We start from the raw sequence: 15,555 nt of genomic DNA, 5'->3' as shown, positions 1-15,555 counted from the left end.
CAAGGCATAAAAATGTGGTTATTCTACCGTAAAATGATATAACAATAAATTGTTAGACGAATAAAGTGTTTGATCAAATCAAATTTAAATCAGATAACAATAAAATTAGTATAAAAAAACCACTTGTTGGCAAGTGGTCTTAACGTTATGAACGATTAGAATGGTAAAGACTAATGATGATAGATAAAGTTATCAATCAATCTGGTTTTACCAATATAAACCGCCAAAGCACATAAACTATCTTGATTTAAACGATCAACCGCAGTTAATGTTGCATAATCAACAAATTCAATATAATCAATTTTAGCTAACGGCTGTGCATTTATAATATTCTGCATCGCGGTTAAGATGGTTTGTACTGATTTTTCACCGGCTTGAATCAGTTGCTGGGCACACTCGATTGATTGATACAAACAGATAGCAGCTAAGCGTTCTTGTTGCGATAAATAGCTATTGCGAGAACTTTTAGCTAGTCCATCACTTTCACGCACAATTGGGCAACCGATAATTTCGATGTCAACATTAAGATCGCTTACCATACGTTGAATAACCGCTAGTTGTTGAGCGTCTTTTTGACCAAAATAGGCTCGATCTGGTTGCGTGATATTAAATAACTTAGTAACCACAGTACAAACGCCTTTAAAATGACCGGGGCGCTTTTTGCCGCAAAGAGCATCAGTTAGGCCATTAACATTCACATAGCTATTAAAATTGGCATCATACATTTCACTGGCTGATGGACAAAAAATCAGATCAACACCCATTTGTTGGCAGGCGTTTTTGTCGCGCTCTAAGTCACGTGGATAACTGGCTAAGTCTTCTTTCGGGCCAAACTGCATTGGATTGACAAAAATGGTAACAATCACTTTTTGATTATCTTGTTTAGCCGCAGCCATTAAGCTCTGATGACCTTCATGCAGATACCCCATGGTTGGCACTAATCCAATGGTTGCACCGTTTTTACGCCACGATTTAACTTGCTGACGAACTTCATCAATTGTTGTTACAACTTTCACAATTATTATCCTTTCTGGCTATTTTGAAAATTCAGATTTGAGTTGAGTCATAATCTCACCGTCAATGGCAAACTCATGCATTGATGCTGGGTATTGTTGCTGTTTTACCTCTTGGCAATAATCGGCAAATGCTTGCTTCATTTGATCACCGATTGGCGCAAAAGATTTAACAAATTTAGATGATACGCCATCATACATTGACAACATATCTTGATAAACTAACACTTGACCATCACAACCATGACCAGCACCAATACCGATCGTTGGTATGCTAACAAGTTCAGTGATAAATTTAGCTAAATCAGCAGGTACACATTCGAGTAAAATAGCTGCAGCACCAGCTTGTTCAACCGCTAATGCATCCAAAATTATATCTTTAGCCGCTTGGTAATCTCTACCTTGTACTTTGTAACCGCCTAATGCTAATACTGATTGTGGCATCAAACCAATATGGGCAATAACCGGAATTGATGCTTGAGTGATCATCTTAATATGTTCACAAAATGCTCGCCCACCTTCTAGTTTTACAACCTGTGCATTGCCTTCTTGAATCAAGCGACCAGCATTATGTACAGCATCATAAACAGAAGCATGGTAAGACATAAACGGTAAATCTGTCACAACTAATGCGTTTTTAGCGCCCTTTGCCACTGCTTTAGAGTGATGGATCATATCTTCCATGGTGACAGAAACCGTGCTTTCATAGCCTAGCATCACCATTCCTAATGAATCACCAACTAATAAACAATCTACACCGCTATCGTCCATCAGTTTTGCCGTTGTGTAGTCATAAGCAGTTAACATGGTGATCTTTTGTTGATTTTGTTTGCGTTGTTGTAAAGTTAGAATTGTATTTTTCAAGGTAACAGCTCCAGTTCTAATTGATGATAGTCCCTATTAGGATGTTTTTGCCGACTAAGATTAACTAATATTGTCGATAATTGTTGGTATAAAGGTTTTATATCAGCAGGTAAGTTGAGTAAATGTTGTTTTATAGTATTTGCATCATTGCGTTCAACCGGACCTGTTAATGCATTTATAGTACCAACATTACAAATATTTTTGGCATTCGCTAAAAATAGATCATGCCACGCTTGTTGGCAAAAATGGGGATCTAAACCACACTGTGCCAACATATCACTGCCAACTTGCGCTAAGGCGATGACATGATTACTTAGCATAACACAAGCAGCATGATAAAGCGCTTTATGTTCTGCCGATAATATTGCTATCGCATTTACCAAAGGTGACAACATCGGTTGTAATTTAGCTAATGTTAGGGGATTATTGGCTTCTAAAGTGAATGATATCTTAGCCATCTCCTTGTAGCAGGTAAAACGATCATAAATTGCCGATAAAGGATGTAGCGAAAAGGCCAAAGGATGAACAATATGGTCGATAGTAAATAACTGTGATGTCAGCAAACCACTGCAATGACCAATTAATTTATTCTCAATCGGCAATCGACTAACCACTTGCCAAACTGAGCTAATTTGACTATCCGGCACAGTCAAAAATAGACAATCACAAACCTCAACTAAGCTAGATAAAGTTAAATATGCTTTGCTATTCGTAAAATCACTTGCTGCTTGTGCTTGATGTGCATCACGGCTATAAAAACCAACGACTGGCAAACCACATTGGCTGAAATATTTAGCCAAAGTACAACCCACTTTACCTGCACCGATAAAACCAATATTCATCATTAATAACAAAATTTAAGTAAAGTGGCATTATAGCCTAATTTGATATAGATTCAATTTTTAACCAGAAAGACTAAGCTATATAGGATTAAAAGCAATTCTCTCCTCTTCTCAATTTTTGAGGGAGTAATTTGCTTTAAGGATTTTTTAAATAGAAGAATTTAATTTGTTGTCAGTTTATTTATCACTAGGCAATCAATTTTAAACCGCTATATAAGTAGTGTACTTCATGATTTTACCTATTCCGCCACTTATATATTTCTAAACTACCATTGTGGTAGTGAATGCGTTGTAGTGTAGTTCCATTGTAAACTATTGGGACGACTAACATTGAGCAATGATTCTGGAAGAAATCGACATCGTATAGTTTGAGAAGTTTCCTACTCAGTCGCTAATTTAATGTCAAACGGTAAAAATCTGTTCTTCAGAACATTAGCAAACCAATTCATGAATATTTGCGCTTCAAATTTAGAAGAAAAAGTAAAGCTAATACTGTTAGTCGTTGATTAATTTTGTACGACTTTTTTAAAATATATTTTTCCGCTTCTGCTTTCAACTGTAGTAAATTGGGCGGGCGGTTGGCGAGAATAGGTGCTAAGTTGCACCGTTTTTTGTGGGAGCGGATAATTTTCATCTTTTCTCCAAACAATAAAAAACCGCCTCGTGGCGGTTTGTGATAGTTTTGTATTTTATTCTGGTGTGTATGGGAATACTGAATTGCTTATAGAAAAACTAAAACCTTAACTTAATAAGCTTAATTATTCCCATAGTATTTTTCTAAAATCTCATACAACCGAATAACTTTTTTCATTCTATTAATCTTTTGGGAATCTATAGCCTTATCGCTATTTTTATTTTCACCATAAAATCGTATTAAAGTGTCATCTGTATCAGTAAGGTTTTTTATATAATCCGCATAATTATTATCTGATATAAAATTATAATATTCTTTTACTTCATAGTTAACTTCATGTTTAAAATCAATATTACTTTTTATGAATTTTTTATCATTTTGATAAATTACAAATTTATTAGAAAAAAGCCAATCATCTCCTGTGTACAAAACCCGTGTTATTAAAAGTAATTCTTTTCCATCTATGATTTTTACAAACATAGAAATAGGTGGTGAATTTACATCCATTGTTAAGAAAAATGTGTTTTCGATTTTATCATATGATAGCAATATATCGCCTTTATTTAATATATTCAAAAATTCATCTTTATCATTTTGATCTGTAATTTTTAATAATAACGTCTGTACATCTTTTAAACCATTTCCAAAATATTTAGCACCATTAGATAGAGTTACGCTAAATATTTTATCTCCTTCAGTTTGAACCTTATCAACTTTTATTGTATTAGATAATTTTATATTAGAAATTTCTGAAATTTTGCCTTTAAGATTTTTATATACTTCATATTTTGTTATAAATTTATTTAAAGAATGCTCCGCATTTTTGTCCTCACTAGAGTATCGCCAAGCATAAAAAGATTCTCCATTCTGTAAAACTAATTTGTAATAGGTTTGATAGTCCCCTTTTATTTCTTTTTGAATGTAACAACGCATTCCTTTATATTTATCATAAGGTAATTTAACTGATGTTTTTTGTTTTGGGCTTTTATTTAATTCCATATAACCATTATTTACAATTGCATTAGCATTGTTTTCATCAAAAATATATTCTTCTTTGCCGTCTGGGTTGTAATTTTGAATCTTTGCATTTGCAAAATTAATGCTAGTTATAAAAACTATTAAAATAGCGAACAAATTTTTCATACCATCTCCTTTTTTAGGTAATGGTATGTTATTTAAGGATTAAGGGCAATAAAAAACCGCCTCTAGGCGGTTTGTATGAGTTTTTAACTACCTACACGGTAGTGAACCTTCATTTATCAATTTACTACAAAATGAATTATTTCTAAACTACCTACACGGTAGTGAACGATGATGTTTTGAAATATTAAATCGGTCTCTTTTTCTAAACTACCTACACGGTAGTGAACTAAATTTCCAAAACCTGACCTATATCTTGGTATTTCTAAACTACCTACACGGTAGTGAACAAAACTGCAAAAAAATTTTGACTTGCTTTGTTTTTCTAAACTACCTACACGGTAGTGAACTTTCAGGACTGCTGGCAGTTCACTGCCGTGTATTTCTAAACTACCTACACGGTAGTGAACTTGTAAATTTACTCTTAATATCTGACACAAAGTTTCTAAACTACCTACACGGTAGTGAACGAGATAAGGGTAGTGACGGTAAAAAGCGGCATTTTCTAAACTACCTACACGGTAGTGAACACTGCTGCGCAACGTCAAGGTAACACTATAACTTTCTAAACTACCTACACGGTAGTGAACTTACGAACTTGTGTTTTTAAACTTTCCAAGTTTTTCTAAACTACCTACACGGTAGTGAACCCAATCTCGAAATAGTCATTTAACCAATCAACTTTCTAAACTACCTACACGGTAGTGAACCATTTAACACTCATTTTTAAAAGAAGAGCAGGTTTCTAAACTACCTACACGGTAGTGAACAATATAACCCGAATAACCCGATCCATCGGATTTTTCTAAACTACCTACACGGTAGTGAACTCTCATTCTATTAATAACTATGACAATCGGCATTTCTAAACTACCTACACGGTAGTGAACTCAATCAATTTACCGTCTGATATCTGATTTATTTTCTAAACTACCTACACGGTAGTGAACTAGAATCCAATATACTATAAATGTTGTTGGCAAAAAGGCAAAGTCCATTTTTACCAATAAAAACCCTTTTTTTGAGCCATTTTTCAACATATTGATTTTTAAATACTTTATTTTAAGTTAAAAAAAAGGGTCAGCAATAAGTAGGAATTTAAGTTTCAAAAAACCCGTTCCTCAAATTTTTTTGGTTGTTTGAGTTTCGGACGTTTTGTTGTTTTGTGGTTGTTTCTATACGGTGATTACGTCCGAGTTAAGAGGGTTGGCGCGAACCCTCTTTACAATCTCCCGCGGCGACCACGCAAGTGGTCACGATGTGACTGCCTTCTGCCTTCGTTCGCTTTTAACGCACCGGCTGTGATTTGTTCCTGACAAAACACAGCCTTGCCAAACATCCCTGTTTGCCATGCTAACCTCACTCAGTTGTCAGCACATTGCCAATGTCGCTAAATGAGAAGCATCAAACTGATTGATAAAAATATACTTTAATTATTGGAACTAGCTGATGTTATAACTAACGTTAGCGATTTATTGGATGGATTTTGGCTTTAAAAACCCCTTTCCTCAAAATTTTTTAGTTCTTTATTTTTTAGTTCTTTGAGTTTCGGACGTTTTGTTGTTTTGTGGTTGTTTCTATACGGCGATTACGTCCGAGTTAAGAGGGTTGGCAGGCCTCTTCTTTCTAGATTGCAAAAAACTTATTTAATTGAGTTTTTATTAAAAACAGAATGGTAATGCCGTAATAGGTAATTTTGAAAATAATCGCAGTATTTATCCTGAATTTACTTTAAAAACTAGCTTTATCATATTTCGATAAACTAATTGGTTAAAGTCAATTTTTGATACTTGGGTCATCGACATGTAATTGGAATAGTTTTGAGATTAAAACCTGCTTCTTTATAAGCTTTATATCTTTCCCTTGCTAACGATTTTTGTTGTTCGTCGACAGGAACAAAATCGATAATATCACGATAAACACCGGCAAATTCGGGAAATTGTTGTTGTAGGTTAATTAATAAATGTCGTGCACCACTACTGCGCTTTTGTGGCCAGCAGATTTCAACTGGCGATCCACCTTTTAATCCTTCACCAGCAAGGTTATGTGGAACAAAATCATCGGTATCAAGTTGCCATAAATATTCATCAATTCGCTCAGCTTGCGCTTGATCTTGGCAAGCAACCAGCACACGCTGTTTGCTGTGCCATGCTTCGACAATTTTTTCGCAGGCTAATTTTTCTTGAAATAATACCCCAGCATCATTAGCTGGGGTTGAGTTTTCTAGTAAATAGAAAATCACTTTTTTCATGATGTTTATCTACTTATTTTTGATCAAGTAAGTATTGAATTAACATCGCAACTGGTCGGCCAGTTGCACCTTTGTTGGCACCTGATTTCCAAGCTGTACCAGCTATATCAAGATGTGCCCATTGATATTTTTCAGTAAAGCGTGATAAGAAACAAGCAGCAGTAATTGTACCGCCATCTCGACCACCAGCATTAACAATATCAGCGCAAGTCGATTTGATTTGTTCTTGGAAATCACTATCTATTGGTAAAGACCATGCTTTATCACCGGCTTTATTTGATGAGTTAACAAGTTGTTCCACCAATTGTGGATTGTTACCCATTACACCTGTGTAATGATGACCAAGAGCCACAATACAAGCGCCGGTTAATGTCGCAATATCAATGACAGTTTTTGGTTTAAAGCGTTCAACATAGGTTAAGGTATCACATAATACTAAACGGCCTTCAGCATCAGTGTTAATTACTTCAACAGTAATACCTGACATGGTCGTTAAAATATCACCTGGGCGATAAGCATTACCATCAGGCATATTTTCACAGCCAGCCATTACACCGACGACATTGATTGGTAATTTGAGCTCGGCTACTGCTTGCATTACGCCAAACACGGTTGCTGCACCACACATATCATACTTCATTTCGTCCATACCAGCAGAAGGTTTAATAGATATACCGCCTGAATCAAAGGTTAATCCTTTACCAACTAAGACATAAGGCTGGGCCTTTTTATCTTTAGCGCCATGGTATTCAATCACCGTCATAATTGATTCATTAGCAGATCCTCGCCCTACAGCTAAATAAGCATTCATGTTGAGTTTTGCTAATTCTTTTTCGCCAAAACAGGTGACTTTTAAATTAGTATGTTGTTGACCTAAACTTTTACCCTGTTCAGCTAAGTATTTAGCATTACAGACATTCGATGGCATGTTAGCTATATTTTTCGTGCTACTAATAGCTTTGGCAATAATTTGCCCTTGCGATAATTGGCCTTCAACTTGACTGACTGTCTTTTTGTCGCCATAAAGTAGTGTCAATTTTTGTAGGCTCGGTTGTTCCGATTTTGTTGATTTGAACTCATCAAAACAATAAGTTAATTCACTAACAATTTGTGGTAATTGCTTAGCTATTTCACCACTTATTGCTGAATTTAAGGTCAAAAGATCCCAACATATGTGGTTAACTTTTTTGCTAGCAAGCTCTTTAATTGTAGCTTGAATCACTTTTTTAGCGGCATTTATATCAAAACTTTTCGCTTCACCACATCCTACAACTAATATTTTTTGTTTGGTAGAATTTGCCGACGAATATAAAAATGTGGTTTTACCTAACTCACCACTAATATCACCTGATTTTATCAATTGGCTAATCAAACCATTATTTACGTTATCTATCTCTTTGATTAAATTAGATTGTGTTTTGCCTGATTGGACAGTAATAACTAAACATTCTTCTTTTTGTTTAGTTATAACAAGGCTATTTTTGATTGCGTATTGCATAGAGTTCTCTTGTAAGATATTGAATGTGAATAGTAACATTTTATCGGTTCATTAAACGATAGCAACAAAAAGATAACGAAACAACGCAAATCAGATTATAATAGTGCGATTTGATAAGACGAATAGATAGGTAAAAAAGTGATAATTCGCCGATATTTAATTAAAGAGACAATGAAAACACAAGGCGCAATACTGTTTATTTTATTGCTGATTTTCTTTTCTCAGAAATTAATCAGAATTTTATCCAACGCAATTGATGGCAGTATTCCTCGTGATTTGATTATGCCGCTTTTGGTGTTGGGTGTATCGAATATGGCTGATCTTATTTTGCCATTAAGTCTGTTTTTAGGCGTGCTTGTTACATTCGGTCGACTTTATTCGGACAGTGAAATGGTGGCAATGCATGCTTGTGGGGTTAAAAGAAGAATTAATTATCAGGTGGTTGTGTTTCTTTGTTTGATAACCTGTATATTAACCGCTCTAAATTGCCTCTGGTTTGGACCTTGGTCCAGCGTAAAACAAGATCAATTAGTTGAAAATGCCAAGATTAATCCAAGTTTAGCTGGCTTATTAGCCGGACAATTTCAACAAACTCCCGATGGCAATTCGGTAATTTATATTGGTAATGTAGAACATAATAAGTTGGATAGTGTATTCATCGCGCAGATCAATTCTAAAAACACTCAGCGCCCTTCTATCATCATTGCCAATAAAGGGAAAACCGAAGAAGATAAAGACGGTAACCAAATCATCACGCTTGAAGATGCAAACCGTTATGAAGGTACGGCGCAATTGAAAGATTTTCGAATTTCCAATTTCCATAATTATTTAGGTATTATTAAGCCGAAAGAGTTAGATACCAATGTTGATGATGATAAAGTTGATGTTCAGCAATTAGGATTACTTGAGCTCTACGAAAACCCAAGCGCTAAGGCTAAAGCTGAGTTTTACTGGCGCTTGACGTTGATTATTTCGGTTCCTTTAATGGCTTTCTTAGTGATTCCATTGAGTGTTTCTAACCCAAGACAAGGTCGGCTTGCACAAATTTTGCCAGCATTGCTGCTTTATTTGGTCTATTTTTTACTTTCAAGTTCAGTTAAAGCCAATGCTGGTAAAGGTCGATTAGATCCGGCTTTATGGTTTTATCTGATTAATATGGGTTATTTAGCGCTGGCTTTGATATTGAACTGTTGGGATAACTTATTTATGCGTAAACTCCGTTTAAAATTTATTGCGTCTTAAGGGGAGAACGATGTTTTCGATTTTAGATCGTTATATTGGTAAGACTATTTTAAATACCATTGGCATTTGCTTATTTTTATTAATTAGTTTGTCAGGAATCATTCGGTTCATCGACCAACTTAGAAAAATAAAAGTTGATTATGATGCACTGTCAGTTGGTTTTTATTCCTTGTTGATGGTTCCTAAAGATTTAGAGGTATTCTTCCCTATGGCGGCACTTTTAGGTGGTTTAATCGGTTTGGGAATTTTGGCTTCACGTAGTGAACTTATCGTGATGGAAACGTCAGGCTTTAGCCGTTTTAAAATCGCTTTAGCCGTGATGAAAACCGCTTTACCGTTAGTGCTTATCACAATGGCAATTGGTGAATGGGTCGCGCCAATCAGCGAACAAACCGCTCGCAATATGCGTTCTGAGAAACTTTACGGCAATTCCTTATTAGCTCAGCAAGGTAGTTTGTGGGCGAAAGATGGTAATGATTATATTTATATTGATCATGTTAATAACGATAGTTCTATCTCAAATATTAATATTTACAGTGTCGATAAAAATAAGTTGCTATCAATTACACATGCCAATAGTGGCGTGTTTGAAAACGGAGCTTGGACGTTGTCACAAATCGAGATGAATGATTTGACCAATCCTCAACAAGTAACTGGCACAAATTCGCTTACCATGCAGTGGAAGACTAATATTACACCGGATAAGTTGAGTATTGTGGCTTTTGATCCCGAGTCTTTGTCAGCGTCAGGACTTTATCAATATTCACAATACCTGAAAAATTCAGGCCAAGATACCAAATATTATGATTTATTATTTTGGAAGAAGTTGATTAAACCTATTTCGGTTGCCGTAATGCTATTGTTAGCTTTGTCTTTCATTTTTGGCCCATTACGTAGCGTGTCCATGGGTGTTAGGGTGATTATCGGTATTAGTTTTGGTTTCATTTTTTACATTGCTGACAATCTTTTTGCGCAAGCCAGTATTGTGATGGGCATTTACCCTATTGTAGGATCTATGTTAACTAGCATGGTGTTTTTGCTAATCAGTTATATTTTATTTAAAAGAAAAAACTAGATTATCAGCAATAGTTTCAAGTTCCACGTAAAATATTGGCATATATATGCCAATATATCCTCTATTTTAATCTAAATTTCCGTTTAGGCTCAATTATAGATCTTGCTAGTTCGCATCCTTTAATTAAAGGATGCGAAGGTTCAAATTACTCAAATAGTTTTAAATATTCGCTATAGCCTTTTGCTTCAAGTTCTTCTTTGGGTATAAATTTTAGCGCAGCAGAATTAATACAATAACGTAATCCACCTAACGCTGCAGGGCCATCAGTGAATACATGACCAAGATGGGAGTCAGCCTCTGATGAACGCACTTCTATCCGGTTCATGCCGTGACTGTTATCTTCTTTTTTTATAATTTGTTGCTGATTAATCGGTTTAGAAAAACTGGGCCAACCACAGCCAGAATCAAACTTATCTAATGACGTGAATAGAGGTTCCCCTGAGACGATATCGACATAGATACCTTCCCGATGGTTGGCATTGTATTGGTTGTCAAATGGGGGCTCAGTGCCATTTTGTTGAGTAACATGATATTGCATAGGTGTTAATGCTGCTATAGCCTTATCTTTCAGTGATTTATTCATGATTTATCTGCCTCACGTTACGTTATAGATGCTATTAATATTAGTAATTTTAAATTTATGTTAATCGTTACTGCCCAACATTGATTGCAGTACTTTATCTTTAAGCCAAAAATAATGATACAACGCTCCTAATATATGAATAATAACCATTATTGCTAAAGCGTAAGCACTGATTAGATGCATTGAATGAAACATTTGATGTAGGTTATTTGACATATCAATAGCAGGAATCGATATTAACCCAAAAACATTAAGATCTCTCCCACTCATTAAATACCCCGATAAAGGCACAATAAATAGTAACAGATAGATAAATCCTTGAGTAGATTTTGACAATATCCGTTGCAGTTTTTGCTCTTTAGGTAAAACATCTGGTACACCTTGGTCTCGAATTACTATTATTCGCCATATCATTAATAGCAAAACAACAACGCCCAAAGATTTATGCAATAAATAAACAATTGGCATACCGCCTAAAATATTCGACATTGTCACTTTAGCTAAAAGCAGTAAAGTGACAATCACGATTAACAAGGTGGATGACCAATGGATCCATTTTTGTTTACTGCTATACTGCGGATAACTTTGCATTACTTACTCACTTTTTGTTGCTGGCTTATCTTGCCAATTGTCAGCAATAAAATTGGCTCGTCCAGATAAGCGATAATAACGGTTATAATGTTCGGGTTGTTTTTTATAGTAATCTTGATGATAATCTTCTGCCGGATAGAACGTTGTTGCTGGCTCTATAGCAACATTAATGGGATGATTAAATCGTTTACTTTCTTCTAATGCTTGTTTAGATGCGATTGCTTGCTGCTGTTGAAATTTATTATGATAAAAAATCACAGGTCGATAAGAATCTCCCCGATCAGCAAATTGTCCTTGAGAATCAGTCGGATCAATCTGCTGCCAAAAAATATCGAGTAATTTTTTAAAGCTGATCACTGTTGGATCAAAGGTAATTTGCACCGCTTCAGTGTGGCCAGTGTTGCCTTGGCAAACTTGTTGATAAGTGGGATTTACCGTGTGGCCTCCCGTATACCCAGAAATCACACTAATCACTCCTTCATATTTGTCGAAAGGTTTTACCATACACCAAAAACAACCACCGGCAAATGTTGCTTGTTCATATTGTTGCATAAAAACCTCCAATTAAATGATTTTAATAGAAATGATCTTTATTTTAAAACACAACACTTACTTTTGCTTGCTAGCTATGCGGTTATATTACTTGAAACTGGTCAAATAATCACCATATTATTAATCGAATATAATTGTTTAGGAGGTGAAATAATGGCTAGTGGCTGGGCATCTGATGATGCAGTTAACCAACAAATTGAAAGCACAATTATTGATGCTATTGAACTTGCCAGACGCCAACTAAAACACGATAAGCCCAGTGCCGAGTTTTGTGTTGAATGTGGTGATGCTATTGCAAAAGCAAGACAACTTGCTCTACCGGGCGTCCAATACTGTTTGGCGTGTCAGCAAGAGGTGGATAAGCAATTGACAAAATCCGCCATGTTATATAATCGACGAGGCAGTAAAGATAGCCAACTTCGATAATAAGTTTCCAATAAGAGGGGCACAGAGTTTCGCCCCTCTCCTTTTATGTTGCATTTTTAGTTATTATTTTTTACTCTCGGATTTTGACTTCCGAACGTCATCGTAAGGGTAAACCAATAATTTATCGTCAAACCATTCAGCACAAAAGATCTCGTTGATATCTTTATAACCTTGTTTTTTAATTTCATGCTTAAGCCAAGTTTCACTTTTATGTAATTGTTCAAGATTATCCTGACTAATTGCCCCATTTTCAATCACCAATACCGCGATATCTTTGTCGCCTTTTTTGATAATGGTTAAAGAGCCATTTAATTCGTACCAAACTTGTTTTAATTCACTAAATGCACAAATACCTTGAATATTAACCAATGTTTCGAAATCTCTAACCGGTAGATTCGCTTTAATAAAATTTTCAGAGAGTAGATGACCATTTTTAACCAGTTGTATCGGTTCACCGTCGATGGCATCGCGTAATTTTGAGTTTTTAGATTTGATGAATCGAACTAAAATAAGCAGTCCCGCCCAAATCGCTACGGCTCCAGCTGATTCCCACGCTGAAACATTAGCATTGAGTAACGTTCCCCCTACCAACGCACCAATAACCATACTACCAACTTGATCTAATTGCGACATCGGCGCTATTTGGCTTTTACCAGATAATTTGACATAAATAAGTAAAATAATAAGTGCAACTAAAAATTTTGGTGCCATTTCGAGTAAATACATTCCTACCTCCAAGTGTCAATCCAATTTAAACGACCAATGTTTTTGGCGTAATTGGATAAATAATAGTTAACAAGATGTGTCAGGAACTAAATTTTTATTTATTTGAAATTAACGACTAATTGTTTTTTAATAGAGAGATATATGTGAGAGCAGTGCTATTCTACTCTAAAAAGGAATTTAAAAAAATGATACTTGCAATAGATGTTTACTATTTAGATGATAAAGCGAAAACGGTCGGTATTTTGTTTGAGCAATTTACTGATAGTATTAAGGAGATAAAATCCGTTATCACTGATTACCAATCAAATGTTGCCCCATATCAATCAGGCCAGTTCTATCAACGTGAATTACCTTGTATATTAGCGTTATTGTCTCAGGTCAATCTCAATACAATTGATGCGATTATTGTTGACGGTTATGTCCATTTAAATGACGGTAAGCTTGGTTTAGGTGGTCATCTATATCAAGCCCTTGATAAAAAGATACCGATTATTGGTGTTGCTAAAAAGTCCTTTGCTGATAATAGCCAATATGTGATAGAAGTGACACGCGGTCAAAGTAATAAGCCGTTATATGTCACGTCATTAGGAATAGAGTTAACTAAAGCCGCACAGGACATTAAATCTATGGCAGGCAAACATCGCATGCCAGATTTACTTACCTACTTAGATCAACAAACTAAGTTGTTTAAATTTGAGTAGCCTTCTCTTGACTAACAATAGATTAAGACTCTTTTTTACTACTGAACAGTGCCAACCAATAAATTGGCCAATGAGTTTTGTTGAAAAGATTATTAATTATATAAGCAATAGCAACTAATATTACTGCGCCAGACAACACCGGAAATAAAAGAAAAGTAAAATCATAATCTATTTTATCCGCTGTTAGTAAAATAACTAATGGGTTAGCCCCCGCTGGTGGATGCACAGAACGAAAATATTGCATTGTGACAATTGCAACCCCCACGGCTGACGCAGCAACAATCATATCGTTACCGAATAGTTTAAGAAAAACTAGCCCAATAAAGGCTGATATCAAATGACCAAAGATAACATTTCTTGGTTGCGCTAATGGAGACTGAGATACAGCAAACAATATCACACAACTAGCCCCAAATGGCGCCATGATATAAGTGTATCGAGTAAACTGAGTTAGGCCAATAAGAAACAATATACTAACAAAACCGCCTATCAAGCTTTGCAATAATTCAATATTTTTAGGCTTTATCGGTAACTTTTCCTTGCTGAAAAAAAATGATTTCATTATTCTTTTATCCTATTAAATGAGTAAAATATATGTACAACACCAAAAATGAACAACTCTGTACACATTCATGTTAGTACAGATCTGTTCATATATCAAGCTCTTTGGATCAAAAATGAAAAAAACACCTAAATTAATAGCGGATACCGCCGAACAACTCTTTTATCAAAAAGGGTTTGCTAATGTCGGAGTTGATGAGATACGAGACCAATCAGGTTGCTCTAAAACAACGCTATATAAACATTTTGGTAATAAAGATAACTTAATTTTTGAGGTTTTGAAGATAAGGAATTTACGTTTTCAACAAGAACTCATCACTGCAATTAAAGACCTCGATCATTCTGATGCAATTATTCAAATATTCAAATGGCATTTAGCTTGGTTTAATCAAGAAGACTTTAATGGATGTTTATTTGTTAGAGCAAAAGAGGAAATTCAAGGTGATCAGGCAATACAACAGTTAGTGATTGAACATAAGGAATTTATTCGAAAACTCATCAGTGAACAATTAGCGCAAAAACCACAACATATAACTAACCAACTAATGGTTATATTAGAAGGATTACTTAATATCAGTGTTGTCTATAAAGATGATAAAACACTCTATGATAAAATGATCAAAGATAGCTTTGCCTTGATTACTAATCTGCTTTCAATTTAATAAGTAGGTTGTCATGGATATCTATTAATAATAAATATGGATAATGAACCAGAATTTGCTGAAATAATATCAAAAATTAAGTCAAATCATATGAAATAATCTGTTTTTATAAATTAGTATTGATAAAATCCTAAAACGTTTTTGATGAACTGAGTGTCGTTATTTCAAATTTATATTTTTCAGCTTTAAATTGA

The 15,555-nt window shown here is 35.0% G+C and carries 16 protein-coding genes and 1 CRISPR repeat array; of the genes, 5 read left to right on the top strand and 11 right to left on the bottom strand.

Annotated features, from left to right (window positions below; genetic code table 11):
* Positions 1 to 170: 170 nt before the first annotated feature.
* The 6 genes from panC to AC5LXI_RS07760 all read right to left on the bottom strand — a co-directional run bounded on the left by panC (position 171) and on the right by AC5LXI_RS07760 (position 8,242).
* Positions 171 to 1,016, bottom strand: a complete 846-nt coding sequence (panC, locus tag AC5LXI_RS07785; protein ID WP_464319844.1) for a pantoate--beta-alanine ligase — start codon at positions 1,014 to 1,016, stop codon at positions 171 to 173.
* Positions 1,017 to 1,034: 18 nt separating this feature from the next.
* Positions 1,035 to 1,877 carry a 3-methyl-2-oxobutanoate hydroxymethyltransferase gene (gene panB, locus AC5LXI_RS07780; RefSeq protein ID WP_065613077.1) on the bottom strand — a complete coding sequence of 281 codons (843 nt, stop codon included), beginning with the start codon at positions 1,875 to 1,877 and terminating at the stop codon, positions 1,035 to 1,037.
* A complete protein-coding gene (locus AC5LXI_RS07775; protein WP_493441828.1) occupies positions 1,874 to 2,719 on the bottom strand; it encodes a Rossmann-like and DUF2520 domain-containing protein in 846 nt (281 codons plus the stop codon). The genes panB and AC5LXI_RS07775 overlap by 4 nt, the downstream gene beginning before the upstream one ends.
* Positions 2,720 to 3,473: 754 nt before the next feature.
* Positions 3,474 to 4,496 carry a hypothetical protein gene (locus AC5LXI_RS07770; protein ID WP_493441827.1) on the bottom strand — a complete coding sequence of 341 codons (1,023 nt, stop codon included), beginning with the start codon at positions 4,494 to 4,496 and terminating at the stop codon, positions 3,474 to 3,476.
* Between the two features lie 79 nt (positions 4,497 to 4,575).
* A CRISPR array of direct repeats spans positions 4,576 to 5,443; the repeat unit is 28 nt; unit sequence TTTCTAAACTACCTACACGGTAGTGAAC.
* Positions 5,444 to 6,288: 845 nt separating this feature from the next.
* Positions 6,289 to 6,744 (bottom strand): DNA polymerase III subunit chi, encoded by a 456-nt coding sequence (locus AC5LXI_RS07765; RefSeq protein WP_493441826.1) that lies wholly within the window; start codon positions 6,742 to 6,744, stop codon positions 6,289 to 6,291.
* Between the two features lie 13 nt (positions 6,745 to 6,757).
* Complete coding sequence (locus tag AC5LXI_RS07760) at positions 6,758 to 8,242, bottom strand: leucyl aminopeptidase (protein ID WP_493441825.1); 1,485 nt, start codon at positions 8,240 to 8,242, stop codon at positions 6,758 to 6,760.
* Between the two features lie 138 nt (positions 8,243 to 8,380).
* Here AC5LXI_RS07760 and lptF point away from each other — a divergent pair, with 138 nt between their 5' ends.
* Both lptF and lptG read left to right on the top strand, forming a co-directional pair.
* On the top strand, positions 8,381 to 9,484 hold the full coding sequence (lptF, locus tag AC5LXI_RS07755; RefSeq protein WP_493441824.1) for an LPS export ABC transporter permease LptF: 1,104 nt from the start codon (positions 8,381 to 8,383) through the stop codon (positions 9,482 to 9,484).
* A 10-nt stretch (positions 9,485 to 9,494) separates the two neighbouring features.
* Positions 9,495 to 10,559, top strand: a complete 1,065-nt coding sequence (lptG, locus tag AC5LXI_RS07750) for an LPS export ABC transporter permease LptG (protein ID WP_493441823.1) — start codon at positions 9,495 to 9,497, stop codon at positions 10,557 to 10,559.
* 145 nt (positions 10,560 to 10,704) lie between these two features.
* Here the strand turns inward: lptG and msrB are convergent, their stop codons facing one another.
* From msrB to msrA, 3 genes are read right to left on the bottom strand one after another with little or no spacing between them, the layout of a single operon-like run.
* The gene (msrB, locus tag AC5LXI_RS07745; RefSeq protein ID WP_493441822.1) at positions 10,705 to 11,142 is read right to left on the bottom strand and encodes a peptide-methionine (R)-S-oxide reductase MsrB; all 438 of its coding nucleotides are present in this window, start codon (positions 11,140 to 11,142) and stop codon (positions 10,705 to 10,707) included.
* 60 nt (positions 11,143 to 11,202) lie between these two features.
* Positions 11,203 to 11,733, bottom strand: coding sequence for a cytochrome b (locus AC5LXI_RS07740; RefSeq protein ID WP_493441821.1), 531 nt, complete (start codon positions 11,731 to 11,733; stop codon positions 11,203 to 11,205).
* 3 nt (positions 11,734 to 11,736) lie between these two features.
* A complete protein-coding gene (gene msrA / locus AC5LXI_RS07735; RefSeq protein ID WP_493441820.1) occupies positions 11,737 to 12,285 on the bottom strand; it encodes a peptide-methionine (S)-S-oxide reductase MsrA in 549 nt (182 codons plus the stop codon).
* Positions 12,286 to 12,438: 153 nt separating this feature from the next.
* Here msrA and AC5LXI_RS07730 point away from each other — a divergent pair, with 153 nt between their 5' ends.
* Positions 12,439 to 12,711: a DksA/TraR family C4-type zinc finger protein gene (locus AC5LXI_RS07730; RefSeq protein ID WP_493441819.1), complete on the top strand. Its 273-nt coding sequence runs from the start codon at positions 12,439 to 12,441 to the stop codon at positions 12,709 to 12,711.
* 63 nt (positions 12,712 to 12,774) lie between these two features.
* Here the strand turns inward: AC5LXI_RS07730 and AC5LXI_RS07725 are convergent, their stop codons facing one another.
* Positions 12,775 to 13,437, bottom strand: coding sequence for a DUF421 domain-containing protein (locus AC5LXI_RS07725; RefSeq protein ID WP_086360447.1), 663 nt, complete (start codon positions 13,435 to 13,437; stop codon positions 12,775 to 12,777).
* A gap of 143 nt (positions 13,438 to 13,580) precedes the next feature.
* Between AC5LXI_RS07725 and AC5LXI_RS07720 the strand changes: the two genes are divergently transcribed.
* Positions 13,581 to 14,138: an endonuclease V gene (locus tag AC5LXI_RS07720; protein WP_493441818.1), complete on the top strand. Its 558-nt coding sequence runs from the start codon at positions 13,581 to 13,583 to the stop codon at positions 14,136 to 14,138.
* Positions 14,139 to 14,160: 22 nt separating this feature from the next.
* On the opposite strand, the gene AC5LXI_RS07715 is transcribed toward AC5LXI_RS07720, so the two are convergent.
* Positions 14,161 to 14,700, bottom strand: a complete 540-nt coding sequence (locus AC5LXI_RS07715; protein WP_493441817.1) for an HPP family protein — start codon at positions 14,698 to 14,700, stop codon at positions 14,161 to 14,163.
* A 115-nt stretch (positions 14,701 to 14,815) separates the two neighbouring features.
* Between AC5LXI_RS07715 and AC5LXI_RS07710 the strand changes: the two genes are divergently transcribed.
* Positions 14,816 to 15,361, top strand: a complete 546-nt coding sequence (locus AC5LXI_RS07710; protein ID WP_493441816.1) for a TetR/AcrR family transcriptional regulator — start codon at positions 14,816 to 14,818, stop codon at positions 15,359 to 15,361.
* Positions 15,362 to 15,555 lie beyond the last annotated feature (194 nt).

It is taken from the genome of Gilliamella sp. LMG 34361 (genome assembly GCF_984569075.1).
This window is presented reverse-complemented; position numbering and strand designations above follow the sequence as displayed.